The organism is Actinophytocola gossypii, assembly GCF_025165815.1.
Lineage (GTDB): Bacteria > Actinomycetota > Actinomycetes > Mycobacteriales > Pseudonocardiaceae > Actinophytocola > Actinophytocola gossypii.
Window position 1 is genome coordinate 149,023 of record NZ_JAFFZE010000012.1, and the last position, 22,731, is coordinate 171,753.

A 22,731-nucleotide genomic window follows, 5' to 3' on the forward strand; every position below is an offset into this window, starting at 1 on the left:
CCTCAATGCGTCGCGCGGCCCGCGTCGAGCCGGTCCCGGTAGCGCTGGTGCGCGTGCCGGACCAGCTCGCCGGAGAGCCAGGCGATGGGTTCCACGTCGTCGAGCAACGGCTCGTTGTCCGGTCCGAAGTCGACGACCCGTCCGGTCAGCACCCACGGCCGGGCGCCCTCCCGGAGTTCGCGTAGGTACTGGCAGATCCGACGGGCGAGCCAGTCCTCCGGGGGCAGCGACCACCAGGCGGGCACCCGCATCGGGTTCGCGGACAGGCCGGGCATGACCAGCCCGCTCTCGTGGTCGGTACTGGCGTGCTGGGCGTCGGCGACCGGACCCGGCGAGTAGCGCAGGTACAGCTCGACGCCGTGCTCCATCAGCTGGGTCAACTCGTCGAGCCGCTCCAGCGTCGGCATTCCCAGCGGATCCATGACCAGGGGGATGCCCCCGGAACGACCTTCGAAAACCCCACTACGCTCCCGCTGGTGGGGTGGAGCTGGGCGGAGCTGCGCGCGGCCTCGGTACTCGCCGAGGACGACGCGGTGCTCGCGCTGCACAAGCCGGCCGGCATCGCGGTGACCGGTGAGCGGCACGACGTCGACCTGGTGGAGCTGGCCGAGGCGGCGGGCGAGCGGCTGTACCCGGTGCACCGGATCGACAAGGCCACCTCCGGGCTGGTGCTGTTCGCCAAGGACCTGGCCGCGCACGGCGGGCTCACCCGGCAGTTCGCCAAGCGGGAGGCCGACAAGGCATACCTGGCGGTCACCCGCTCCACCGGCCTGCCGGACGAAGGCGTGATCGAGCTGCCGCTGTCGGCCGGGCGCAAGGGCCGGGTGCGGATCGCCGCCCCGAGGGAGCGGATCCGGCACGACGACGGCCGGTGGTGGGTGTCCGAGGCGGACCTGCTGGACACCAAGCGGTACCCGTCCACCACGCTGATCCGGTCACTGTGGACCGACGGGGAGCACACCGTGCTCGTCGCGGTGCCGGTCACCGGGCGACGGCACCAGATTCGGGTGCACCTGGCCTGGATCGGGCACCCGATCGCCGGCGACCCGCTGTTCGGCGGTGCCGCGGAGCCAAGGACGTACCTGCACTCGTGGCGGCTCGGCCTGGCCGCCCCCTGGCTCGACCCGCCCAGGCTGGAGCTGGCGGCCGTCCCGGACGACGGCTTCTGGGCGCCGCTGCGCGACCCGCGGCCCGACGTGGCGGAGCTGCTGGCTAACGCGGCTCGACCGCGTAGTACTTCGCCAGGTCGGCCGGGGTGATGTGCACCGGGTCGCGGGTGAAGATCGCGCCGCTGCGTTCCATCGCGCGGGCGACGAACCCGGAGCAGATGTGCTCACCGCTGACGAAGAACGAGAACTTCGACCCGGTGAGCACGGTCAGCGCGATGCTCACGATCGTCGTCCAGCCGTACTTCGGGCGGGCCGCCACGACCCAGTCGGCGAACGCCAGCACCTGCTTGACGTCGGCGGGCTCGATCCCGGTGTGGACCACGGCGTAGTCGCGCGGGTGGTAGTCGCGCACGCTGCTGCGCACCATGCCGGTGCCCATCACCTCGACCAGCTCACCCGCCGGCCCGACGACCAGCGCGGCGTGGGTGAACCACGCGTACCTCCGGTCCTCGCCGTGGATCCGCAGGCGCTGGCCGAACCCGATGAGCTTGGCGAAGAACGAGTTCCCGTGGGTGAGCAGGATGTCGCCGGCGTGCCACTCGCCGGCCGACTCCCCGGCCGGCGCCCACTCGGCGGACAGGCGGGCCACGGGTCGGAACTCCGGTGTTCGCATCGTGTCCTCCTCCTCTCGGATAATGACAAGAGGGACGTGGCCGCCGCCTGATACACACCTGACTTGACCGGTGCCGGTTCGAGTCGCGAGGATGATGTGGCAACGTTGCCACACCGGTGTCGGAGGGGGTCGGGCGCGTGGCGGAGCGGCTCGCCGGGATCGACGTGGGGACGACCAACTGCAAGGTCGGCCTCTACACGCCCGACGGCACCGCGCTGGCCGAACGCGGCCGCCCCACCCCGCCGGACGCCGACGACCTGGTCGCCGGGGTGCTCGCCGACCTGGCCGGCTGCGTCGCCGAGGCCGGGCCGCCGGACGCGATCGGGGTCACCGGCGTCGCCGAGGGCGGCGTTCCGCTCGGCGCCGACCTGCGGCCGCTGCGACCCCTGCTGTGGTGGTGGGACGACCGCGCCGCCGAGCAGGCCCGCTGGCTCGCCGGCGACGTCGGCCGGGCCGCGATCTTCACCAGGACCGGCGTCGACGTCGCCGCGAAGACCCCGCTGGCGACCTGGCTGTGGCTGCGCCGCGACGACCCGGCCTGCCTGGACCGGATGCGGGCGTGGGTCGGCGTCCCCGAGCTGGTCGCGACCGCGCTGTGCGGCGATCCGCTCGGGCACCGCACCCTGGCCGGCCGGTCCGGCGCGTTCGACCAGCGCGCCGACCGGTGGGACCAGGACCTGCTGGCACTCGCCGGCGTCGACCAGGAGCGGCTGCCGTCGGAGAGCACCGGCCGCACGACGGACGGGGTCCCGGTCGTGGTCGCCGGCCACGACCACCTGGTCGCCGCGCACGCGGCCGGCGTCCGCGCGCCGGGGGCGGTGGCGGACTCGCTGGGCACCGCGGAGGCCGTGGTCACCGTGTCCGACCGGGCGCCGGGGCCGGACGCTGCCGGCACCGGGATGTCCTGGAACCGCACCGCCGACGGCCGGCACTGGGCCATGGTGTCCGGCTTCCCGCACGCCGGCCGGCTCGTCGACTGGCTGTGCACCCTGGCCGGCGGCGACCACGCCCACGTCGACGCGCTGGCCGCGACCGTGGACCGTCCGACCGGTGTCGTCGTGCTTCCCTACCTCGCCGGCCGGGCCGCGCCGGCGCCCGACCCGGACCTGCGGCTGTCCGTGCACGACCTCGCCTCGCGACACGCCCTGCCCGACGTCCTGGTCGCCGTGCTGGAGGGCGCGTGCTGCCACGCCCGCTGGATGGCCGAGGCACAGGCCGGGCACGCCGGCACGAAGCTCGGTCGGGTCACCGTCCTCGGCGGCCCCAGCCGGGGGCGGGTGCTGATGGAGGTCAAGGCGCACGTGTTGCCCGGCCCGGTCCGGCTGGTGCGTGCCGCCGACGCGGCCCGTACCGGCGCGGCGCTGCTCGCCGGACACGCGATCGGCCTCGACACCCCAACGCTCGGTAGCGACGAGCTGCCCCGCGACGACGTTCTCGCCGACCGGTACGACACGATGTACCGGGACTTCCTGTCCCGGGTTCAGGAGGAGACATGACCCTGGCCTCGTTGGCTTCCCTGGCCCGGCCGTCCGGTGGGCTCGCCATGGTGGCGATGGACCAGCGGGAGAGCCTGCGCGGGATGCTCGCCGAGCACACCGACGGGCCGGTGACCGACGCCGACCTGGTGCGGTTCAAGCTGGCCGTGGCCGCCGAGCTCGGCCCGCACGCCAGCGGGTTCCTGATCGACCGCGAGTACGGCTTCGAGCAGGTGGCGGACCTCGGCCTGCCGTGCGGGCTCATCCTCGCCGCCGACGCGCTGACCCACCCGCCGGAGGGCGGCCCGGTGGTGCGCACCGCGATCGACGACGCCGTCGACCCGGCGGCGGCCGCGGCGCGTGGCGCGCACGCGTTGAAGCTCCTGCTGATCTGGCGCCCGGACGAGCGCGACGCGTGCCTGGCGCTGGCCGAGGACTTCATCCGGCGGTGTGCCGGCGCCGGACTGGTGTCGGTGCTGGAGGGCGTGGTCCGGCCAGGGCCCGGTGACGACTTCGACGCCCTGCTGCTGGAGGCGGCCGCCGAGCTGGGCGCGCTCCGCCCGTCGCTCTACAAAGGACAGGTGCCGCGGTTCGGCAAGGGCGACCAGGTGGCGATCGGGCGGGTGTGCGAGCGGATGACGGCCGCGCTGCCGGTGCCGTGGGTGGTGCTGTCGCAGGGTGTGTCGATCGCCGACTTCCCGCCGTCGGTGCGCACGGCGTGCGCGGCCGGCGCCTCCGGTTTCCTCGCCGGCCGGGCGGTGTGGAGCGACACGCTGGCCGATCCGGTGCCGCTGCTGCGTTCCCGGTCGGTGGACCGGCTGCGCGCACTCGCCGAGGTGGTCGACGAGACCGCCCGGCCGTGGCGGGAAGCGGCCTGAGCCCCGTGTCGGAGGAGCCAACCCTCGACGAGCCGAAGCGCCGTCCGACGATCGGCGACGTGGCCAAGGCGGCCGGCGTGTCACCGTCGACGGCGTCCAGGGCGCTGACCGGCCAGGGCTACGCCGCCGCGGCGGTCAAGGCGAAGGTGCTGGCTGCCGCGGACCAGCTCGGCTACGTGCCCGACGAGTTCGCCAGAAGCCTGAAAAGGCGGACGAACCGGCTGGTCGGCGTGGTGATCTCGGACCTGCGCAACCAGTTCTACGCCGACCTAGCGGCCGGCATCGAGCAGGTGCTCGGCGCCGCCGGCTACCAGATGGTGCTGGTCAACGACGACGGCGACACCGACCGCGAACTGGCCGGCGTCCGCACGCTGCTGGCGATGCGGGTACCCGGCACGATCGTCACCCCGCTGTCGTCGGAAGCAGGCGCGCTGCTGACGTCCCAGGGCGTGCGGGTCGTCGAGGTGGACCGCCAGATGGCCGAGAGCCAGTGCGACGCCGTGCTGGTGGACTCCGAGCACGGCGCGCGGGCGGCGACCGGTCACCTGCTGGAGCTGGGCCACCGCCGCATCGCGTTCCTGATCGACGAACTGGAGTGGACCACGGGTGTGGGTCGCCTGACCGGCTACCGCGAGGCCCTGCGCGAGCGAGGTGTCGACTACGACCCCGAGCTGGTGGTCCGCGTCGGCTTCGGCGAGGGCAGCGCGGCCACAGCGATCGCGTCCCTGCTGGAGGTCCGCCCGGACGTGACCGCGGTGTTCGCCGCGAACAACCTGATGGCCGAGGGCGTGTGGCAGGAGATGCAACGCCGGAAGCTGCGGGTGCCGAAGGACGTCTCCCTGGTGGCCTTCGACGACCTCCCGTGGATGAGCATGGTGCAGCCGGCCGTGAGCGCGGTCTCCCAACCGGTGGTGGCGATGGGCGCCAAGGCCGCGGAGCTGCTCCTGGCCCGCCTGTCCGGCACCCTCACCGGCGACCCCCGCACCGTCTGGCTCGAACCCACCTTCGAACGCCGAGGCTCCACCCGCCGGCTACCGGGCTGACGCGCATCACTCCGCAATCGTCCCACCCGCCGGACGCGGGTCAGATCGTGAGGATCTGGCGTTCGTCGAGGAGGTGTTGTTGGAGGTCGGCGACGTCGACCTGTTGGACGGGTCGGTCTGTGGTGAGGGCGCGCCAGGCGGCGAGGCCGGCGGCGTGGCCGAGCATCTCGTACTGGGGTTCCATGCGGACCGAGCTGAAGGCCACGTGGGACGCGGACAGGCAGACCGGGACCAGCAGGTTCGTGCAGTCGGCGTAGCGGGGCACGATCGCGCGGTACGGGACCTGGTACGGGCGCACCGGCACGGACAGGTAGCCCTCGTTGTACACCGACGGGATCGGGTCGGGGTGTTCGTACACCCAGCGCCACGTGCGGCGTACCTCGCGGATGTCGATGTGGTACGAGCCCATGGCGATCGTGTCGTACTTGGGGGTGGGGGCGGTGTGCAGGTCGTGTTCGGTGAGGGTGTACTCGCCGAGCATCCGCCGGGCCTCGCGCACGTACAGCTGGTGCGGGAGGCCGCCGTCGAACTCGTCCGCGGCCCAGCCCCATTCGCCGAGACGGTCGCGGACCTGGCGGGGCACGGCGGGGTCGGTGCTCATGAAGTGCAGGAAGTCGACCGTGTACTCCTGGTACCGGCGGACGATCGCCGCCCGCTCGGCGGGGCCGGCGTCGGGGTAGGCGCGGTTGGCGCCGTCGAGCAGGTTCACCGACAGCGGGCCGATGGAGTTGCCGTCGCACTTGCCGTTGGGGAGGTTGCGGACCAGGCCGAGCACGTCCGGCGGCTCCAGGTCGCGCTCGGCGAGCATCGCGAAGTACCGGCGGGCCAGCTCCCACTCCTCCTCGCGGTAGCCGTCGCGGCGGGTGAACGGGAGCCGGTCGTCCGCTGTGGACAGACAGACCCGGTAGCCGTACGCCATCACGGCGCCGTCGCCCTCGCCCGCGTCGACGGTGGGTGAGGAGTCGATCAGGGGGAGCAGCGAGCCGTCGGCGGCGAACGGGGACAGGTACGGCTCGAAGTTGTGCTTGCCGGGCGCCCATTCCCGCCGGCCGGCGAACGTCTCGCCGTGCAGGGAACGGCTCTCCCGGCCGACGCGGTACGGCACGCCGGCGGCGGCGAGCAGGTCGCCCTCGTAGGACGCGTCGACGTACACGCCCGCGCGGTACGACCGGCCGTCGGTGCCGTGCAGTACGGAGATCGATCCCTCCACGGCGGACACGCCGACGCCGAACACGACCGCCACGCCGGCACGGTCCAGCCACGACTCGAAGATCCGCTCCGCCACGTGCGGCTCCGGGCCGGCGTAGCGGGACGTGCCGTAGTGCTCCGCGACGGCGGCGGCGAACTCCCCCGCCATGCCGCCGAGGACCCTCGGGTCGCCGATGTCGGTGTAGCCGAGCCCGCCGGAGACCATCCCGCCGACGTGCCGGCCCGGTTCGAGCAGCGTCACCGGCACCCCGTGCCGCGCGGCCGCGACCGCGGCGCACACCCCGGCCGCCGTCGCGCCGTAGACCACCAGCTCAGCCAAGGCGCGCCTCGCAGGCCAGCAGCAGCACGCCGACACACCACGCGTGGGACAGCGTCAACAGCATTCCCTTCGGTTGGTAGCACGCGGTCTGGTAGAAGCGTTCGCTCACCATTCCCCGGTACGCGTTGAAGTCGCCGTCCGCGCGGGCCACGAACTGGCGGAAGCAGGCCAGGTTCTCCTCGGCCGACGCGGTGTAGTACGTCTCGCCGGTGTGCTCGCCGAGCCGGGCCAGCTCGGCGGCGCAGATCAGGCCGTAGGAGTGCAGGTGCTGGTTCGCCGGCGACGCCTGGTCCGCGCCTCGGCTGCGGAAGTCGTAGTGGCCCAACAGGGTGTGCGGCGGGAAGTCGACGTCGTAGGTGTAGCGGAACGTCAGCGTCCAGTCGGCCGCGCGCCGGGCCAGCGCCAGCCACTCGTCCGCGCCGTCGGCCTCGTACAGCGACACGTACGCCATGATCGCCAGGTAACCGTCCTCGGACGACGGTGCCAGGTCCACGTCCTCGGGTGCGCCGTACAGGAACTCCCGCTCCACCGCGCCCGCGTAGAAGCGGCCGGCCCGCCGGGCGGCGTCGAGGTAGCGCGGCTCGTCGAACAGGGCGGCGGCCTCGACCAGTGCCGGGATCCACGCCAGGCCGCTGGTGCCGTTCCGGTCCAGCACCTCGCCGGTCGCCACGTCGTAGCCGGCGCCGAACGAGCCGTCGGCGGCCTGGCCCTTGACCGCGACGTCCAGGTTGGACACCACCGCGGCGCGCCACTGCGGCGGGCCGCCGAGGGCGACCGCTCGGGTGAGGAACAGGGTGGCCTCGCCGAGGGTCCTGGCGTGCACGCGCCGCCGGTCCGGGGTCCAGCCGGCGTTCCAGCCGTTCGCGCGGGTCCACTGGCCCCAGAACGTGCCGCCTGGGGTGAGGTGGTTGGCGATGTTGTCCAGCACGGCGGTCGCGGCGTCCACATAGGAGTCGTTGCCGACCCGTCTGCCGTGCCGCAGCAGGGCGTAGGCGTACGGGACGCCGCTGATCCACGACACGTGCATGGCCTGCCGGTCGCCGTGCTCCCCCAGCGCGTGCCGGTCGAACGCGGCGGTCTCCAGCAGCACCGCGTCCTCGGCGACGTAGTGCCACCGGTACAGGCCCCACGCGGTGAGCGCGGCCGCATCCTCGACCGAAACCCACGGCACGGTGTCGGCGTCCACCGGCGCGGTCCGGCGGTGCAGGTCACACAGCACCCCGGCGTAGGCGTGCCGGTCGGGGCCGAGCACGTGCAGGTCGAACCGCAGCGTCTCGGTCCGGCCCGGGTACCACTCGAACGCGGGGGTGTCGGCCGGCAGCGGGTTCGGCGAGCCGTCGTAGACCACCGGCTCCTCGCGGTACGGGAAGTGCAGGCGCAGCACCGGGTGCTCGCCGTCCATCGCGAGCCCGACGCCGGCCTGGCCGAGCGGCGACCACTCGGTGGTGACCAGCGCCGCGCCGCCCTCGCGGTCCCAGGCGAACACCGCGGGCGTGGCGCAGCGGTCGGCGCGCAACCCCCACTCGGCGGACTCCAGCAGCGCCGGGTCGGGTGCGTCGCGGGTGAACCTCGGGTACCGCACCCGGCACCCGGCGACCCGGTTCTCGCCGTAGAAGGCGCCCGGCACGAGCCAGCCGGGGTCGTCGGTCTCGCCGAGGCGCACCGACACCCGCAGGCCGGCGACCACCGGCTCGGACGCGACACAGGTGACGTCGAGCCGGACGGCGAACCGCGAGCCATCGACGTCGCACACCGTGCGGTCGACCGACAGGGCGTCCGGCCGCGCGGAGAGGACCGTGACGTCGAACGGAATCACGGGAGCCACTCGATCAGGTCGGTCTCCACCACCGGCTGGTCGTGGTCGCGGGGCACCAGGAACGTCTTGATCTCGGCCGGCCCGAAGGTCGCGGTGACCGTGCGGCCGAGCACCTCGACGGTCGCCTCGCCGCCCCGGCCCGCGGTCTCGTAGGCGCGGACCACGAGCGCGTCGGCGCCCTCGGCGTCCTCGGCGGCCTTGAGCACCGTCGGCAGCACCGACGCCCCGGACACCGCCATGAACGACCGCACCGCCGGCAGGTCACCGTCGTGGTAGGACTCCAGCAGCGGGAACGCGGGCTGGTTCAGCTCGGCCGCGCACCGCACCACGGCGGCGTCGCGCCAGTCGCCGGCGTGCGGCACCAGGCGGCAGGTGAACTCCTGGCGGCCCTGGTCCTGGTAGACGTACAGCTCGTCGTCGTCCAGTTCCTTCGGCTCGTGCCAGGCGTACACCGGGCTGCGCGCGGCGGTGACGCCGATGTCGCCGCCGAGCACGTCGTGGCCGTACTTGCCGTCGTTGAGCACCGCGAGCCCGGCGCGCCGGCCGTCCGGCAGCTCGCCGGACACGTCGACCCAGGCCTGCGCGGCCTCCTCGCTGCCGTTCGCCGGGCGCTCCACGTGCCCGTACGGGATCTCGAACGTGGCCCGCACGTCGGACAGCGCCGTGGGGAACCGCAGCTTGAGCAGCTTCCGCCGCTCCTGCCAGTCCAGCGTCACCCGTACCTCGACGTGCCGGTCCCGTACGCCGAGCACGTACTCCTCGGTCAGTGTCGACGCCCCGTACCCGCTGGTCACGCGCAACACCGCCCGCACGGGGCCGTGCTCCACCAGCCGCACCGAGCGCGGGGTGAACACGCCGTCGACGGAGTCGTAGGCCCGCACCCGGTGCCCCCAGGTGTCGGACTGGTCGTCGATGACGACGGCGTGCCCGCCCGGGGCGGCGACGTCCACGCCGGAGACCTTGTCACGCAGGGAACGCAGCCAGCCGGTCGCCGGGTCGACCTCGAGCGCGACGAACTCGTTCTCCAGCCGGGTGTCGGTCGCGGTGACCGCCGGCGCCGGCTCGCCGTCGCCGCCGGGGTAGAGCCGGTACACCCGGTAGCCGAGCGGCGGCACGTCGGCGGCGAGCACCAGGCGGCGGCGCCAGCCGTTGACGGTGGCCTTCGAGCGGGTGCGCTGCACGGCGACCGGGTGGCCCTCGTCGTCGACCGCGCGGGTGCCGAACGCGGGGAAGCCGCCGAACTCGAACTCCACGTCGGCGACCAGCCGCCACGGGTGCGGGTTGACGACCACGAGCGGGGTCATGTCGGGCTCTGGCTCGATCGCGATGCGCCGGGTCATCGACTGCACCGCGCGGTTGAACGCCTCGACGGCCAGCGACACCGCGTGCCCGTACTGGTCGCGGGCGTCCTCGTAGGCCGGTTCGATCGCCGCGCCGCCGAGGGTGTCGTGGAACTGGTTGAACAGCACCAGCTTCCACGCCCGCTCCAGGTCGGCGGCCGGGTAGGGCACACCGGCGACCGAGGACGCGACGGTGGCCCACTTCTCCGCGCGGGCCAGGAGGTTCTCCGCCCGCCGGTTCCACCGCTTGACCCCGGAGTGCGCGGAGTAGCAGCCGACCGCGTGGTGCTGCAGCTCGCCCACGTGCACCGGGACGTCCTCCCCGGAGGCGACCAGCCGGTCGAAGAAGTCACGCGGGTGCCCGCAGCGCATCCGGGGCAGGCCGCCGGTGGCGTCGAGGCGGCGGATGCTGTCCAGGTTCGCCTTGGTGGGGCCGCCGCCGTGGTTGCCGACGCCGTAGAACACCATCAGCTCGCGCGCGTCGGCGGGCAGCTGCGCGAGCGACTTGTCGACCTGGTAGCCGAGGTCGGCGCCGGAACTGCAGTACTCGTGCGGGATCCGGTAGGTCAGCACCCGCGACCCGTCCGGTGACTCCCACCAGAAGTACGGGCCGGGAAGCGCCATCTCGTGCGGGCCGGGACGCATGAAGACGTAGGCGTCCATTCCGGACCCGCGCAGCAGCTGCGGCAGGGAGGCGTTGTGCCCGAACGGGTCCACGTTGCACCCGACGGTGCAGGTGACGCCGAACCGGTCCTTGAGGTAGCGCTGCGCGTAGAGGGCCTGCCGCACGAACGACTCCCCCGACGGCAGGTTGCAGTCCGGCTCGATCCACCAGCCGCCGACCACCTGCCAGCGCCCCTCGGCGATCCGTTTGCCGATCTCGGCGAACAGGTCCGGGTCGTGCTCCTCGACCCAGGCCAGGTACAGCACGGAGTCGCAGGTGAACACGAACTCCGGGTACTCGGTCATCCGGTCGATGGCGGAGGCGAAGGTGGCGCGGACCTCCTGGTAGCCCTCCGGCCACTGCCACAGCCAGACGGGGTCGATGTGCGCGTTCCCGATCATGTGCAGTAGACGCTGGTCGGACACTGGTCTCCCTAGTCGTCGCCCGCTGCCCACGCGTCGACCCGCTCGGAGAGCAGGTGCAGGAGCAGCAGGTGCATTTCCTGGATCCGTGCGGTCTCGGTCGAGTCGACCACCAGCGCGTGGTCGGCGTGCGCGGCGGCCGGACCACCGCCCGAGCCTCCGAAGTAGACGGTAGTCGCCCCCTGCCGGCGGGCCGCCGCCAGCCCGCGCACCACGTTCGGCGATCGGCCGCTGGTGGAGAACGCGGCCACCATGTCACCCGGCCGCACGAACCCGACCACCTGCCTGGCGAACACGTCCTCGTAGGCGAAGTCGTTGGCGATGCAGGTGAGCACCGACGGGTCCACGGTCAGGGCCACCGCCGGCAGCGGCCGCCGGGTGCGCTTGTACCGGCCGATCAGCTCGCCGGCCAGGTGCTGCGCGTCCGCCGCGCTGCCGCCGTTGCCGAACGTGAACAGCCGCCCGTCCGCCTCGTACACCTCGATCAGCCGGTCCGCCACCTTGTCCAGCTCCGGCAGCAGTTCCCGCACGCGCTCGGCCACCCCGATGTGGTCGGCCAGTTGGTCGGCCAAGCTCATCTGGTCTCCTCCAACAGTCGCATCCCCACCGCGGCCGCGCCGACCACGCCCACCCGGTCGCCGAGGGCGGCCCGTTCGACCCGGACCGCGCGTCCGCCCGGAGTCATCGCCGTCGTCCGGACCACCTCGCGGGCCGGCGCGACCAGGGCCTCGCCCGCGCGGGTGACGCCGCCGCCGAGTACCACGACCTCCGGTTCCAGCACGTTCACGATCGAGGTCAGCCCGCTGCCGAGCGCGCTCGTCGTCTCCCGCCACACCCCGGCGGCGAACGCGTCCCCGGCGGCCGCGTGCTCGGCGACGTCCGCCGCGGTGAAGGAGTCCACCGTGGCCAGCGAGCTGGCCGGGTCGAGCTCCTCGGCCGCCCGCTCGGCGATCGACGTGCCGGACACGTACGCCTCCAGGCAACCCCGGCCGCCGCAGCCCCGGCACACCCGCCCCCGCCGGTCGACCACCACGTGCCCCAGCTCGGCGCCGTTGCCGGTGGTGCCCCGGTAAACCCGGCCGTCGAGCACGACGCCGCCGCCGACACCGGTGGACAGCGTCAGGTACACCAGGTGCCTGCTCCCCGCGCCCGCGCCGAACCGGAACTCCGCCTCCGCGGCCGCGGTGCCGTCGTTGTCCAGCGCCGCCGGTGCCCCGAACGCCCGCGCGGCGAGCCGGGTGACCGGCACGTCCCGCCAACCCGGCAGGTGCGGCGGCGCGAGCAGCACCCCGCGCTCGGCGTCCAACGGGCCACCGCAGCCGATGCCGACCGCGGCGACGTCCGCCAGGTCGGCCCCCGCGTCGGCGACCGCCTTGCGCCCCAGGGCGAACAGCGCCTCGAGCACCGCCGACACCCCGACCGGGGTCGGCGCGACCAGGAACGAGCGCGCCCGCCCGTCCGGGTCGACCAGGCCCGCGGCGAGCTTGGTCCCCCCGATGTCGAGTGCCAGCACGGCGGAATTCATCCCTTGCGTCCCTGGGTCGCGATGCCGTAGAGGAAGTGGCGCTGGGCCAGGAAGAACACGACCACCATCGGCAGCGTCGTGATCACGCTGCCGGCCAGGACGATCTCCCACTGCTGCTCACCGGACTGGCCGAACTGGTCGGAGATCGCCTTCAGCCCGCGCGGCAGCGTGTACAGCTCCTCGTCGCGCAGGTAGATCAGCGGCTTGAGCAGGTCCGACCAGCTGGCCTTCAGCTCGAACACGAACGTCACGATCATCGCCGGCTTGCACAGCGGCACCGCGATCCGCCAGAACAGCCCCCAGTAGCTCGCGCCGTCGATCCTGGCGGCCTCGAACAGGTCCCGCGGCAGGCCCAGGAAGAACTGGCGCAGCAGGAAGATGTAGAACGCACTGCCGAACAGGTTCGCCGCCCACAGCGGCACCTGCGTGGTGGACAGCCCGACGCTGTTCCAGATCAGGTACACCGGGATCATCGTGACCGCGCCCGGCAGCATCATCGTCGCCAGCACCAGGCCGAACAGGAAGTTCCGCCCGGGGAACCGGAAGTAGGCGAAGCCGAACGCGACCAGCGCGCTGGCGATCGTCACCGCGGTCGCCGCCGCGACGGCCACCACGACGCTGTTCAGGAACCACTGGAGGACCGGCGCCGCCTGCCAGACGTTGACGTAGTTCTCCCACGCCCACTGGCTCGGCAGCAGCGCGTTGTCGAACACCTGAGAGCGCGGTTTGAGCGACGCGCTGAGCACCCAGAAGAACGGGTACAGGAACAGCACGGACGCGCCGAGCAGCCCGATCCAGAACAGCACCCGGCTCTTGCGGCCGCGCCGGGGCCGCACCGGCTGGGCCGGCGGCGTCCTCGGCGTTTCGGGCGGTGCGACGGTCGGAGCGGCCATCAGCGGTCACCGCCCTCGTAGTAGACGAACCGTTTGCTCACCTTCACCTGGATCGCCGTGATGATCATGATGATGACGAACAGCAGCCACGCCATCGCCGACGCGTAGCCCATGTGCAGGAACTGGAACGCCTGCTGGAACAGGTAGATCAGGTAGAACAGGGCGGCTTCGCTGGAGTAGCTCGCCGACGCCGCGCTGCCGTAGAAGGCGGCGTAGGCCTCGTCGAAGGTCTGCAGCGCGCTGATCGTCTGGATGATCAGGGTGAAGAACAGCGCGCCGCTGATCATCGGCACGGTGACGTGCCGGAACCGCTGCCAGCGCGACACGCCGTCCAGGTCGGCCGCCTCGTACAGGTCCCTCGGCACGTTGTTCAGCGCGGCCAGGTAGATCACCACGGTTCCGCCGACCGACCACAGGTTCATCAGCACCAGGCCGGGTTTCACCCACGCCTCGTCGGTGCTCCACTGCGGCCCGTCGATGCCGACCAGCCCGAGCGCCCAGTTGACCATGCCGACCTGGCCGTTGAACAGCAGCAGGAACAGCACGCCGATCGCGACCTTCGGGGTCACCTCGGGCAGGTAGAACAGCGTGCGGAACACACCGGCCGAGCGCCGGCCGATCCGGGAGAGCATCGAGGCGAGCGCGAGCGACACGATCATCGTGCTCGGCACGATCATCACCGCGTAGATCAGCGTGTTGCTGAGGCTCTTGCGGACCTTCGGGTCGGACAGCAGCTTCTCGTAGTTGTCCCAGCCGACGCCCCTGGTCTCCTGCAGGCCGTCGTAGTTGGTGAACGACAGCACCAGGCTGATGATCATCGGCCCGGCGGTGAGCACCAGGAACCCGATGATCCACGGCGACAGGAACGCGAACGCCGCCAGGGTCTCCCGTCGCTGATTCTTCCCGCGCGGCCGGCGCTTCCTCTGGCGGGTGGCCGTGCTCATGGGGTCAGTTCCCCGCGGCCGCGTTGTCCAGCGCGGTCTGCGCCTCCTGCTGGGCCTGGGCCATCGCGTCCGCCGGCGACTGCTGGCCGGACAGCACCCGGTTCACCGCGCCCTCCCAGGCGGCCTTGAACTCCGATCCGGCCGGCGAGGCCGGCATCGAGAACGCGGACTCCTGCGCCTCCAGCACGCCGTTGACCGCGTCCTCGTAGACGGGGGTGTCGCTCAGGTCGACGATCTCACCGAAGATCTTCTCGTCCGCCACCTCGTTGCCGGTGTAGACGCCGGTGAACGCCAGCCCCTCGGCCTCGCGCTTCTCCGCCCGCGCCTCGGCGGCGGCGATCCACGAGTCCGCGTCGGACATCGTCTTGATCCACTGGCAGGCCAGGTCCTTGTTCTTGCCGCCGGCCGGGACCGCCCACGCACTGCCGGTGACCCAGTCGATCGGGTCGCCGTTCTGGTCGGTGAACGGCTTCACGGTGAGCTTCAGGTCCGGGGAGACCTCGCCGAGCACGTTGAGGTACCAGTCCTCCATCGGGAACGCGGCCAGCTGGTCGGTGGCGAACTGGTTCTTCTCGCCGAAGAAGTCGAACGAGTCGCGGAACGCCTTGAACGAGCCCCAGCCGCCCTGCGCGTCGATCATGCCCACCGCGTACTCCAGCACCGCGACCAGCTTCGGATCGTCCAGGTTGGCCGTCTTGCCGTCGGCGCTGATCATGTCCACGCCGTTGGCCTTCGCCCACATCGGCAGGAACTCCGGGATCTTCGGGTCGAAGCCGATGCGCGCGAGGTCGGCGCCGTTGCGCTTGGTCAGCTTGGTGGTCGCCGCGGCCAGGCCGTCGCGGTCGGACGGGTCGAGGTCGTCCGCGGTCAGGCCGGCGCTCGCCACCGCGTCGTCGTTGATCATCATGACGCGGTTGTTGTAGAACTCCGGGAGCCCGTAGAGCTTGCCGTCGAGCGTGACCTCCTCGAGCGCGGGGTCGCGGTACTGGTCGAGGTTGATCTGCTCCTTCTCGACGCAGCTGTCCAGCGGCTCGATGGTGCCGCGGGCGGCGTAGGTGCCGAGCAGCTGGCGGTCGATGAAGATCAGGTCCGGGGCGGTGCCGGAGGCCACCGCGGACAGGAACTGCTGCGCGTCGAAGGCGTTGCCGCCGATCTTGACCGTGCTCGGCGCGATCGCCTCGTTGGCCAGGTCGACGCGCACCGAGGCGATCTCGTCGTCGACACCGAAGCCGAGGGTGGTCAGGGTGACGGCCTCGCCTTCGGTTGGCTGGTCGTCCCCGCCGACCCCGCCGCAGCCGGACAGGACGAGCAGGCCGATCGCGGCCACGGCCACGGTGCGTGCGTAACGAGTGGACATCCGAGGTTCCTCCGCGTCGTCGAGGGGAACAAGTGTGGTAACGATCCCACATGGAATCGTTGCCACAACCTAGGACGGCTCACCTGCCCCGTCAAGACCACGGCGGTAGTCGGCCCACACTCGTGACACGTCTCCGAGGTCGGCGGCGGTCAGTTCCTCGCCGCTGAGGTCGACGTGGGTGGCGTAGTACAGCGCCGGGACCCCCAACTCGGGCTGGACGGCCAGGTAGGCGGCCCACTCGGCCCGGTCGGGCAGACACCACCCGTCGGCGTCGACCGGCACGCCGGGGCACGCCGCGTGCACGACCTCGGCGCGGTAGCGCATGTGCGGCACCACCGGGCCGTCCGGGTCGACCGCGTCGAGCATGCGGATGTCGTTGAGCCGCAGCATGTCGGTGATGTCGGTGAACGCGGGGTTGGGCGTGTGGGTGACGATCAGCGCGTCCGGTTTCACCCGTTTCGCCGTGGTGTACACGAGGGCGAGCAGGTCGTGCAGGAGCGCGGCGCCCCACTTCCGGCCGGCGTGCCGCAGGGCGGTGCCACTCGGGGTGCGGGCGAGGAAGTCGACCTTGAGCCCGTCGGCGTCGAGGTCCCCCAGCATGTGCTCGACGGCGTCGGTGACGATCCGGCGGCCGGTGGGGTGCTCGGGGTCGAGCGCGACCGGGGTGCCGTCGGGGAGCCGGACACAGGCGTCGGCGGGGGCGCCGTCGGGGTCCCAGGCCTTCCACCACAGCAGCACGCGCTGGCCGAGGGCGTGCCGGCCGGCGATCCAGCCAACCAGGTCGGGCCATTTGCGCTGGTCGGGGCGGCAGGTGGCGTAGTGCTCGGCCCACTTGTCGTCGACCACGACCGTGCCGGGGACGACGTCGTGGCGGGCGAGGTGGTCGAGGAACGCGTCGTAGTGACGCTGGGTGGCGAAGTCCTTCGTGGACCGTCCGGTGGTCAGCGACAGGTGGTGCTGGGCGCCCCAGCCGCAGAACATCGGCTCCAGCCACCACCGGTGCGGCGGCGCCGGTTCCCGGGCAAGGCTCCGGGTGAGCAGCAGGTCCCGGTGTGCGCGCAGCGCGGCGGGCGGATCGGTATGTCCGAAGTGGACGACCAGGGTCGGTGTGGTGAAGGTGCCGTCGACTTCGGTGTGACCCTCGTAGTCGAGGCGGAGGGCGAAACCGTCGGTGCCCGCGGCGTAGTGCATCGAGGTGAACGTCTGCTCCTCGACCGGCGCGGCGAGGGCGAACGACACCCAGTCGCCCTGGTCGCGCCGGCCGGCGACGCACCAGGGGGCGGGCGCGAACAGCCAGCGGCCGACGCCGGGTTCGGCGCCGTCGCCGGTGACGCCGATGACCGCGGGTTCGACGGCGGGACGGAGGACCCGGCTCGGGTGGTCGGGGTTGGGCGAGTACACCGTGCGCAGTGCCGAGCCACTGGGCAGGAACCCGTTGGGCGGGCGGTGGCCGCCGAGCAGGTGCGCGGTGAGCAGCCGGCCGGTGCCGCGGACGGTGGTGCGCAGTTCGATCCGGTCGTCGTGCAGCTCGACGGTGGTGACCCGTTCGGTCCACTGTGAACTGACACAGCGAACCTCGATCCTACCGTCCGAACGGGACACCACGGGTTCGCCGAGGGTCTCGTCCGGCCTGGTCATCGTGTCCAAAGAGGACAAGAGGCGCAGTCGGAACCACAGGCCGTGCTCGTCGCGGATCTCGGCGGTCAGGCGGCGTTCGTCGAGGGTGAGGGTGTAGGTCATCGGACGTCCACCAGGGCCTCGGCGTGCTGGCCGAACCGGGTGCCGCCGACGGTGAGGTCCGCGCCGAGCCGGGCGCGGCGGCGACGCTCGTCGGTCGGGGTGACGGTGAACCCGAACGTCTCGGTGGCCCGGCCGGGTACCGAGGTCGTCGCCGTCGCGGGTTCGGCCGCCCAGCCGGCGGGGGTGACCAGCCGGACGGTGACGTCGTCGGCGTCGGCGAACGGGTTGCGTGCCTCGACCTCGACCTCGAACGGGCGGCCCGGTCTCGTAGTGGCCTGGTAGGGCCGGATCCACGCGCCGACACCCTCGGCCTCGAAGTCCACTTCGGACAAAGGAAGCAGGTCGCGGTGCAGCCTGGCCAGTTCGGCGCCCTTCTCGGTGAGCAGGTCGAGGTAGGCGTCGTCGACCAGGCGCGGCGCCCAGTGGCCGGAGATCATCAGCTCCGGCGCGAGCGTGCGGTACAGCTCGGCGCTGCGGGTGAAGTCGTCGATCCGGAACCGGTTCTTGTACTGGAGGTTCAGCACCTCGGCCCGCTCCCCCGGCCGCCAGGTGGTGGTCTGCTGGTCGCCGGTCGCCACCACCCGCCGGCCGTCCACCTCGAACGCGATGGCGACCGCGTACAGGGTGTGGCCGGGCAGCGGGTAGGTGGCCAGCTCGTACTCGTGCCAGCGGACCGGGCGACCGGCCTCGAGCACCCGGTCGACCGGGATCGGGTCGTACCAGAGGCAGGGCAGGTCGTACCGGGTCGGCACACCGAGCACGTCGGCGACGGTGCGTTCGGCCCAGACCTGAGTCCCCTCGACCTCGCGGAGCAGGTTGAACCCGGCCACGTGGTCGTCGTGGTAGTGCGTCGGCATCGCGACCTCGACCCGGTCGACCCCGAAGTCCCGGCGCAGCACCCGCAACGACGGCAACCATGGCCGGCGCGACGACCGGTCGTCCCCGGTGGGCAGGTCGACGATCATGTCGAGCCCGAAGTCGATCAGCAGCGCGTTGCCGGTGTCGGACAGCAGCACGTAGCTGGTGGCGAAACTGTGCCGGTTGCGCAGCAGGTGCGGGCTGAGTTCCTCGAACGGATGCTCCCACTGGCCGCGGGCGTCCCACGGGGAGTCCCGGCGCGAGTCGGTGAACGCCCGCAGCCGCCGCTCCAGCAGGTCGAACGCCGGCTGTGGCTCGGCGATCGGCTCCCCGTGCGAGGGCAGTACGAGGTCGGGTCCACGCTCGGCGAGGTCGTACAGCGACAAGACGGTCGCCTTGAGCCCTTCCAGCGCGGAGTAGGACCACTGGGTGGCCGCGAGCGACCAGACCTTGCCCGGGCTGTGGATCAGGTCGCCGGTGAACGCGAGCCGCCGGCCGTCGACGTCGACCAGATAGGACACCGAGCCGAGCGTGTGCCCCGGGGTGGGGACGGTCGTGACGTCGAACCCGCCGAACCGCCGCGTCCGGTACTCGGGCACGGTTCCGGTCACCGGGACGGGTTCGAGCAGCGAGAACCGGTCCTGCCGGAGGTCGTAGTAGTTGGTGAGGACCCGGGCCTGCCAGTACTCGTCCACCCGGTCGAACAGATCACGCTCGCTGGGCGGCACCCAGATCCGCGCCCCGTGCGCGACCGCGCGCCGCAACCCCTGCACCTGGTCCCGGTGGTGGTGCGTGACGAGCACGTCCGTGACCCGGTCCGCACCGAACTCGTCCAGGTGGTCGAGCACGCCCCCGTCCCCGAAATCGACGAGCACCGCCTCCCGGTCCCGCACCAGCACGTACACGTTGCACGTGTCCCGGAACAGATACACCCCGACGGCCAGCTCCATTGTGGCAACGTTGCCACAAGGAGGTCAGGCCTGCCAATGCCTGACGGTGACGTTCAGGACCCCGTCAGCTCAGGTGGACCGGGAGCAGGGCGGCGGAGTTGGAGAAGAACGACGGCACCGGGGGCAGGGTGGCCGCGTCGGCGGCGAGGCGGACGTCCGGGTAGCGCTCGAACAACGCCGGCAGCGCGACCTGGGCCTCCAGCCGCGCCAGGTGGGCGCCGAGGCAGATGTGCGGGCCGCCGCCGAAGGCCAGGTGCTTGACGGCGGGGCGGGTGATGTCGAAGGTGTCCGCCTCGGCGCCGTGCTGGGCGGGGTCGCGGCCGACGCCGCTGTACGGGGCCAGGATCGCCTCGCCCTTGGGGATCCGGACGCCGGCGATCTCGATGTCCTCGAACGGGTACCTGGCCGGGAAGTTGCCGATCGGGGCGTCCCAGCGGAGCGTCTCCTCGACCACGCGGGCCCACACCTCCGCGCCGCCCGACCGAGCCATCTCGAGCTGGTCGGGGTGGGTGAGCATGGCCCGCACGCCGTTGACGATCAGCGACAGCGTGGTCTCGTGCCCGGCGGTCAGGAGCAGCCAGATCGTGTCGATCAGCTCCTCCTGGGTCAGCTTCTCCTGGTCCTGCTCGCCGATCTCGATCAGCGCGCTCGTGAGGTCCGCACCCGGCTCCTCGCGGCGCAGGTCGACCAGGCGGTTCAGCAGCTCGTGCCGGTCGCGCTGGGTCGCCACGACCTCCTCGGCCGTCGTGTTGGTGCGGAAGATGCTGTCCACCAGCTCGCGGAGCCTCGGGCGCCAGTCGACCGGCACGCCGGTCAGCTCGCAGATCATCTGCATCGGCACCGGGTAGGCGTAGTGGGTGCGGAGGTCGACCGAACCGTCGGCGGCCGCGTGGTTGGGGAGGTCGTCGAGCAGCGCGCTGACGATCTCGTTGAGGCGCGGGCGCAGCTGCTCCACCCGGCCGCGGGTGAAGGTGCGGGTCACCGGTCGGCGCAGGCGCTGGTGCACCTCGCCGTCGCTGGTCACCATGTTGGTCACCTTGATCATGCCGACCAGCGGCCACTCGTCGGTGACCTCGCCGGACTTGATCGCGTTCCAGTTCCGCCAGTCCTTGCTCACCCGCGAGTCGGTGACCAGGTCGGCGAGCAGCGCGTGGTCGGTGACCGCCCAGACCGTGACGTCCCCCGGCAGCACGACCCGGATCACCGGCCCCAGCTCCCGCATCCTGGCCGACTCACCGTGGTGGTCGGTGCCCATGGGGTCGAGGTGCATGACGGGAACCTGTGCGGCGACCGAGTCGGTCATCGGGCTGAGCCTCCTGGCTTATCTGGGGACCGGGCCGGACGGGGTGAACCTGACCGGAAGGCTGGCGGGGCACCGCGTCCAGGGTGACGGAAGCAGCTGGATCTCGTCAGCCGGTACCGACAACGTCACATCATGTAGTTGGTGCAGCGCCGTGTCGACCGCTATCCGTGTGATCATGCGCCCGGCCCGCTGCGCCGGGCAGGCGTGCGGACCCGCGCTCCACGCGAGGTGTGACCGGTTGCCGACCTCCAGCCACGAGTCGTCGGTGTGCACCCTCGGATCCTGGTTCGCCGCGCCGAGACCGAGGATCAGCGCGTCGCCGCGCTCGATCGGCATGCCGGCCAGCTCGCAGTCGACCAGCGCGTACCTGGCCGGCATGTTCGACATCGGCGGGTCGCGCCACAGCACCTCGTCGAGCGCGTCGTCGAGGCCGAGCCGGCCGCCGCGCAGCCGGCCGGCGAACCGGTTGTCGGCGAGCATCAGCCGCAGCGACTGGGCGATCCAGGACGTCGTGGTCTCGTACCCGGCGGAGATCATCAGCACCATCGACTGCTGGATCTCGTAGTCGTTGCGCAGGTTGTTGTGGTTGAGGAACGCGGTGGTCAGGTCGTCGGCCGGCGCCTGCCGCCGGGCCTCCATCGCCCCGGTGAGGATCCGCTCCAGCTCGTGCGCGGCCGGCTGGGAGTCCTCGGCGGAGCTGAACAGCGCGATCAGCGCCGCCCGCAGCTGGTGGCCCTGCGCGGGCGGCAGACCGAACAGACCGGCGACGGTCAGCATCGGCACCACGGCCGCGTAGTCGGACACCAGGTCGGCGGTGCCCTGGTTGGAGAAGCCGCGGATCAGGTCGGCGCAGGTGGCCCGGATGAACCGGCTCATCCGGTGCTCGTCGAGTCCGGCGAGACCCTCGTCGAGCGGCGCGCGCAGCCTGCGGTGCTTGTCGCCGTCGGCGAAGTAGCAGTTGTCCCGGGGGAACATCATCGGGCCGAGGCCGGAGTCCGGCGGCACGACGCCCTCGTAGAACATCCGCCAGTTGTTGGGGTCGCGGGAGAACAGCTGCTCGTTGCGCACGACCTGGCAGAGCTCGTGGTGGCCGAGGACGAGCCAGGCGTTGATGCCCGGCTCCAGCTCGACCGGCGCGATCGTGCCCCACCGCTCCGCCAGCGCCCGGTAGGCGGCCTGCGGGTCGGCGACGGTGGTCGTGGTGATCAGCGGCGTCAGGCCGGTCATCTCCGAGAGCCTGAGCCGGTGGGTGGTGGTCATCTACGCGTAGGCCTTTGCTGGGAAGCGGAGGGCGTGTTCGACGAGCGTGATCAGCGTGGCGGCCGACGACTCCCGGGAGCGGGCGTCGCAGTCGACGATCGGGGTGTCCGGCAACAGGTCGAGCGCGTCGCGCAGCTGGTCGGCGGTGTAGCGCGGGGCGCCGGGGAACTGGTTGACCGCCACCGCGAACGGCATCCCGGTACGCAGCTCCAGCTGGTCGAACACCTCGAAGCTGTCCTCGATCCGGCGCGGGTCGACCAGCACGAGCGCGCCGACCGCACCGTCGGCGAGGCCCTCCCACAGGTCCCAGAACCGCCGCTGGCCCGGCGTGCCGAACAGGTACAGCACGACGTCCGGGCTGACCGTGATACGACCGAAGTCCATGGCCACCGTGGTGGTGGTCTTGCCGTCCAGCCCGGCCAGCGAGTCCACGCCGACGCTGGCGACGGTCATGGTCTCCTCGGTGCGCAGCGGCGCGATCTCGCTGACCGACCCGATCAGCGTCGTCTTGCCGACGCCGAACGCGCCGACGACGAGGATCTTGACCGACTGCGCGACCGTCGGCGAGACGTACCGGCTGTGGTCGGCGATACCGTCAGAGCTTGCGGAGACCATTGAGCACCTTCTCCAGGAGGTCGCGGTCGGGCAGCGCGTGACGCGGTGCGGCGGAACGAATCGACAGGTGACCGGAGTCGACCAGGTCCGAGGCGATCACCACCACCAGGCTCACCGGGAGCCGCAGGTGGGCCGCGGCCTCGGCCAGCGAGAGCACGCCCCGGCAGACGTCGAGCAGCGCGCGTTCCTGGCGGCCGGCGGTGACCGGCGTCGGCATCTCCGGGTCGACGCGCAGCAGCGTCTCCGGCCGGATGGTGTTGCGCGACGGGTGCGCGCGGCCGGACGTGATGACGTACGGCCGGACCGGGTGGTCGGTGAAGTCGGCTTCGTCCATGCGC

General features: G+C 72.1%; 20 protein-coding genes. 4 read left to right on the forward strand and 16 right to left on the reverse strand.

Annotated features, from left to right (window positions below):
* Positions 1-2: 2 nt before the first annotated feature.
* Positions 3-422 (reverse strand): DUF6098 family protein, encoded by a 420-nt coding sequence (locus JT362_RS14570; RefSeq protein WP_375546497.1) that lies wholly within the window; start codon positions 420-422, stop codon positions 3-5.
* A gap of 54 nt (positions 423-476) precedes the next feature.
* Between JT362_RS14570 and JT362_RS14575 the strand changes: the two genes are divergently transcribed.
* A complete protein-coding gene (locus JT362_RS14575) occupies positions 477-1,259 on the forward strand; it encodes an RluA family pseudouridine synthase (protein WP_260191729.1) in 783 nt (260 codons plus the stop codon).
* On the opposite strand, the gene JT362_RS14580 is transcribed toward JT362_RS14575, so the two are convergent.
* On the reverse strand, positions 1,213-1,782 hold the full coding sequence (locus JT362_RS14580) for a hypothetical protein (protein WP_260191730.1): 570 nt from the start codon (positions 1,780-1,782) through the stop codon (positions 1,213-1,215). The genes JT362_RS14575 and JT362_RS14580 overlap by 47 nt on opposite strands.
* Positions 1,783-1,919: 137 nt before the next feature.
* On the opposite strand from JT362_RS14580, the gene JT362_RS14585 reads away from it, so the two are divergent.
* From JT362_RS14585 to JT362_RS14595, 3 genes are read left to right on the forward strand one after another with little or no spacing between them, the layout of a single operon-like run.
* The gene (locus JT362_RS14585) at positions 1,920-3,278 is read left to right on the forward strand and encodes an FGGY-family carbohydrate kinase (RefSeq protein ID WP_260191731.1); all 1,359 of its coding nucleotides are present in this window, start codon (positions 1,920-1,922) and stop codon (positions 3,276-3,278) included.
* Positions 3,275-4,135, forward strand: coding sequence for a hypothetical protein (locus tag JT362_RS14590; RefSeq protein ID WP_260191732.1), 861 nt, complete (start codon positions 3,275-3,277; stop codon positions 4,133-4,135). Before JT362_RS14585 ends, JT362_RS14590 begins: the two co-directional genes overlap by 4 nt.
* Before the next feature lie 5 nt (positions 4,136-4,140).
* Entirely contained in the window at positions 4,141-5,178 is a 1,038-nt protein-coding gene (locus JT362_RS14595; protein ID WP_260191733.1) for a LacI family DNA-binding transcriptional regulator, read from the forward strand.
* A 40-nt stretch (positions 5,179-5,218) separates the two neighbouring features.
* On the opposite strand, the gene JT362_RS14600 is transcribed toward JT362_RS14595, so the two are convergent.
* The 14 genes from JT362_RS14600 to JT362_RS14665 all read right to left on the reverse strand — a co-directional run bounded on the left by JT362_RS14600 (position 5,219) and on the right by JT362_RS14665 (position 22,727).
* A complete protein-coding gene (locus JT362_RS14600) occupies positions 5,219-6,706 on the reverse strand; it encodes an FAD-dependent oxidoreductase (protein ID WP_260191734.1) in 1,488 nt (495 codons plus the stop codon).
* Positions 6,699-8,522, reverse strand: coding sequence for a YyaL domain-containing protein (locus JT362_RS14605; RefSeq protein ID WP_260191735.1), 1,824 nt, complete (start codon positions 8,520-8,522; stop codon positions 6,699-6,701). The genes JT362_RS14600 and JT362_RS14605 overlap by 8 nt, the downstream gene beginning before the upstream one ends.
* A complete protein-coding gene (locus tag JT362_RS14610) occupies positions 8,519-10,951 on the reverse strand; it encodes an alpha-mannosidase (RefSeq protein ID WP_260191736.1) in 2,433 nt (810 codons plus the stop codon). Before JT362_RS14610 ends, JT362_RS14605 begins: the two co-directional genes overlap by 4 nt.
* 8 nt (positions 10,952-10,959) lie before the next feature.
* A complete protein-coding gene (locus JT362_RS14615) occupies positions 10,960-11,526 on the reverse strand; it encodes a D-sedoheptulose-7-phosphate isomerase (protein ID WP_260191737.1) in 567 nt (188 codons plus the stop codon).
* Positions 11,523-12,473, reverse strand: a complete 951-nt coding sequence (locus JT362_RS14620; RefSeq protein ID WP_260191738.1) for an ROK family protein — start codon at positions 12,471-12,473, stop codon at positions 11,523-11,525. Before JT362_RS14620 ends, JT362_RS14615 begins: the two co-directional genes overlap by 4 nt.
* On the reverse strand, positions 12,470-13,366 hold the full coding sequence (locus JT362_RS14625) for a carbohydrate ABC transporter permease (RefSeq protein WP_260191739.1): 897 nt from the start codon (positions 13,364-13,366) through the stop codon (positions 12,470-12,472). The genes JT362_RS14620 and JT362_RS14625 overlap by 4 nt, the downstream gene beginning before the upstream one ends.
* On the reverse strand, positions 13,366-14,310 hold the full coding sequence (locus JT362_RS14630) for a carbohydrate ABC transporter permease (RefSeq protein WP_260191740.1): 945 nt from the start codon (positions 14,308-14,310) through the stop codon (positions 13,366-13,368). The genes JT362_RS14625 and JT362_RS14630 overlap by 1 nt, the downstream gene beginning before the upstream one ends.
* A gap of 4 nt (positions 14,311-14,314) precedes the next feature.
* A complete protein-coding gene (locus JT362_RS14635) occupies positions 14,315-15,667 on the reverse strand; it encodes an ABC transporter substrate-binding protein (protein WP_260191741.1) in 1,353 nt (450 codons plus the stop codon).
* 69 nt (positions 15,668-15,736) lie between these two features.
* The gene (locus JT362_RS14640) at positions 15,737-17,407 is read right to left on the reverse strand and encodes an alpha-galactosidase (RefSeq protein ID WP_260191742.1); all 1,671 of its coding nucleotides are present in this window, start codon (positions 17,405-17,407) and stop codon (positions 15,737-15,739) included.
* Complete coding sequence (locus tag JT362_RS14645) at positions 17,404-19,215, reverse strand: MBL fold metallo-hydrolase (RefSeq protein WP_260191743.1); 1,812 nt, start codon at positions 19,213-19,215, stop codon at positions 17,404-17,406. The genes JT362_RS14640 and JT362_RS14645 overlap by 4 nt, the downstream gene beginning before the upstream one ends.
* 64 nt (positions 19,216-19,279) lie before the next feature.
* A complete protein-coding gene (locus JT362_RS14650; protein ID WP_260191744.1) occupies positions 19,280-20,518 on the reverse strand; it encodes a cytochrome P450 family protein in 1,239 nt (412 codons plus the stop codon).
* A gap of 18 nt (positions 20,519-20,536) precedes the next feature.
* Complete coding sequence (locus JT362_RS14655; RefSeq protein WP_260191745.1) at positions 20,537-21,778, reverse strand: cytochrome P450 family protein; 1,242 nt, start codon at positions 21,776-21,778, stop codon at positions 20,537-20,539.
* Positions 21,779-22,393, reverse strand: coding sequence for a GTP-binding protein (locus JT362_RS14660; RefSeq protein WP_260191746.1), 615 nt, complete (start codon positions 22,391-22,393; stop codon positions 21,779-21,781).
* Positions 22,374-22,727, reverse strand: coding sequence for a DUF742 domain-containing protein (locus JT362_RS14665; protein ID WP_260191747.1), 354 nt, complete (start codon positions 22,725-22,727; stop codon positions 22,374-22,376). The genes JT362_RS14660 and JT362_RS14665 overlap by 20 nt, the downstream gene beginning before the upstream one ends.
* Between the last annotated feature and the right edge of the window lie 4 nt (positions 22,728-22,731).

Coding starts and splice junctions, on each gene's coding strand:
- JT362_RS14570 (WP_375546497.1), bottom strand. CDS start 422: ATGGATCCGCTGGGAATGCCGACGCTGGAGCGGCTCGACGAGTTGACC.
- JT362_RS14580 (WP_260191730.1), bottom strand. CDS start 1,782: ATGCGAACACCGGAGTTCCGACCCGTGGCCCGCCTGTCCGCCGAGTGG.
- JT362_RS14590 (WP_260191732.1), top strand. CDS start 3,275: ATGACCCTGGCCTCGTTGGCTTCCCTGGCCCGGCCGTCCGGTGGGCTC.
- JT362_RS14615 (WP_260191737.1), bottom strand. CDS start 11,526: ATGAGCTTGGCCGACCAACTGGCCGACCACATCGGGGTGGCCGAGCGC.
- JT362_RS14620 (WP_260191738.1), bottom strand. CDS start 12,473: ATGAATTCCGCCGTGCTGGCACTCGACATCGGGGGGACCAAGCTCGCC.
- JT362_RS14625 (WP_260191739.1), bottom strand. CDS start 13,366: ATGGCCGCTCCGACCGTCGCACCGCCCGAAACGCCGAGGACGCCGCCG.
- JT362_RS14630 (WP_260191740.1), bottom strand. CDS start 14,310: ATGAGCACGGCCACCCGCCAGAGGAAGCGCCGGCCGCGCGGGAAGAAT.
- JT362_RS14635 (WP_260191741.1), bottom strand. CDS start 15,667: ATGTCCACTCGTTACGCACGCACCGTGGCCGTGGCCGCGATCGGCCTG.
- JT362_RS14640 (WP_260191742.1), bottom strand. CDS start 17,407: ATGACCTACACCCTCACCCTCGACGAACGCCGCCTGACCGCCGAGATC.
- JT362_RS14645 (WP_260191743.1), bottom strand. CDS start 19,215: ATGGAGCTGGCCGTCGGGGTGTATCTGTTCCGGGACACGTGCAACGTG.
- JT362_RS14650 (WP_260191744.1), bottom strand. CDS start 20,518: ATGACCGACTCGGTCGCCGCACAGGTTCCCGTCATGCACCTCGACCCC.
- JT362_RS14655 (WP_260191745.1), bottom strand. CDS start 21,778: ATGACCACCACCCACCGGCTCAGGCTCTCGGAGATGACCGGCCTGACG.
- JT362_RS14660 (WP_260191746.1), bottom strand. CDS start 22,393: ATGGTCTCCGCAAGCTCTGACGGTATCGCCGACCACAGCCGGTACGTC.
- JT362_RS14665 (WP_260191747.1), bottom strand. CDS start 22,727: ATGGACGAAGCCGACTTCACCGACCACCCGGTCCGGCCGTACGTCATC.